Source organism: Nonomuraea sp. NPDC048881, from assembly GCF_040649795.1.
Taxonomy (GTDB): Bacteria; Actinomycetota; Actinomycetes; order Streptosporangiales; family Streptosporangiaceae; genus Nonomuraea.
Genome location: NZ_JBEZGC010000053.1, coordinates 1 through 1,541 on the forward strand (window position 1 = coordinate 1; position 1,541 = coordinate 1,541).

Sequence of the window (1,541 nt, forward strand, 5' to 3'; positions counted from 1 at the left end):
AAGATCCGGGTGGATGCCCGGGGTGAGATCCTGGAGTTGAAGGAGACCATCAACACGATGGTCGACCAGCTGTCGGCCTTCGCCGACGAGGTGACGCGGGTCGCCCGTGAGGTGGGCACCGAGGGCAACCTGGGCGGCCAGGCCACCGTCCGGGGCGTGTCGGGCACCTGGAAGGACCTCACCGACAACGTCAACGTCATGGCGTCGAACCTGACGAGCCAGGTGCGCAGCATCGCCCAGGTGGCCACCGCCGTCGCCCGCGGCGACCTGTCACAGAAGATCACCGTCGAGGCCAAGGGCGAGGTGGCGGCGCTCGCCCAGACGATCAACACCATGGTCGACACGCTGAGCGCGTTCGCCGACGAGGTCACCCGCGTGGCCCGCGAGGTCGGCACCGAAGGCCAGCTCGGCGGCCAGGCCCGCGTCCCGAACGTGGCCGGCACCTGGAAGGACCTCACCGACAACGTCAACTCGATGGCCGACAACCTGACCAACCAGGTGCGCAGCATCGCCCAGGTCACCACAGCGGTGGCCAAGGGCGACCTGACCAGGAAGATCGACGTGGATGCCCGCGGCGAGATCCTGGAACTCAAGACCACCATCAACACGATGGTCGACCAGCTGTCCTCGTTCGCCGCCGAGGTCACCCGCGTGGCCCGCGAGGTCGGCAGCGAAGGACGGCTCGGCGGCCAGGCCGAGGTCGAGGGCGTCTCCGGCACCTGGAAGCGGCTGACGGAGAACGTCAACGAGCTGGCCGCCAACCTGACCCGGCAGGTGCGCGCCATCGCCGAGGTCACCAGCGCGGTCACCTCCGGCGACCTGACCCGCTCGATCACGGTCGACGCCGAGGGCGAGCTGGCCGACCTGAAGGACAACATCAACTCGATGGTCAAGTCGCTGCGCGAGACCACGACCGCCAACGAGCAGCAGGACTGGCTCAAGTCCAACCTGGCCCGCATGTCGGGGCTGATGCAGGGCCACCGTGACCTGGCGGCCGTCGCCGAGCTGGTGATGAACGAGCTGGCCCCGCTGGTCAGCGCCCAGTACGGCGCGTTCTTCCTGGCCGAGGAGAACGAGCTCCAGCTCATCAGCGCCTACGGCTACCCGGCCGACCCGGGCAGGCCGACCCGGTTCCGGCTCGGCGAGGCGCTGGTCGGCCAGGCCGCCCGCAGCCGCCGGGTCATCGCCGTCGACGACGTGCCCTCCGGCTCCGTCCGGATCTCGACCGGCCTCGGCACGATCGAGCCCGCCTCGGTGGTGGTGCTGCCGATCGTGGTCGAGGAGCAGGTGCTCGGCGTGATCGAGCTGGCCTCGGTGCAGGCGTTCACGCCGGTCCACCGGGCCTTCCTCGACCAGCTCATGGAGACGATCGGCGTCAACCTCAACACGATCGTCGCCAACGCCCGCACCGACGAGCTGCTGGCCGAGTCGCAGCGGCTCGCGGCGGAGCTGCAGGCCCGGTCGGAGGAGTTGCAGCAGCAGCAGGAGGAGCTCCAGCGCTCCAACGCCGAGCTGGAGGAGAAGGCCACGCTGCTGGCCCG

At 69.8% G+C, this 1,541-nt stretch carries 1 protein-coding gene; it reads left to right on the forward strand.

The genetic code is table 11. From position 1 onward, the window contains the following. The coding region (locus AB0C33_RS51135) for a HAMP domain-containing protein (protein WP_358303133.1) at nucleotides 1-1,541 on the forward strand (1,541 nt) is incomplete at both ends.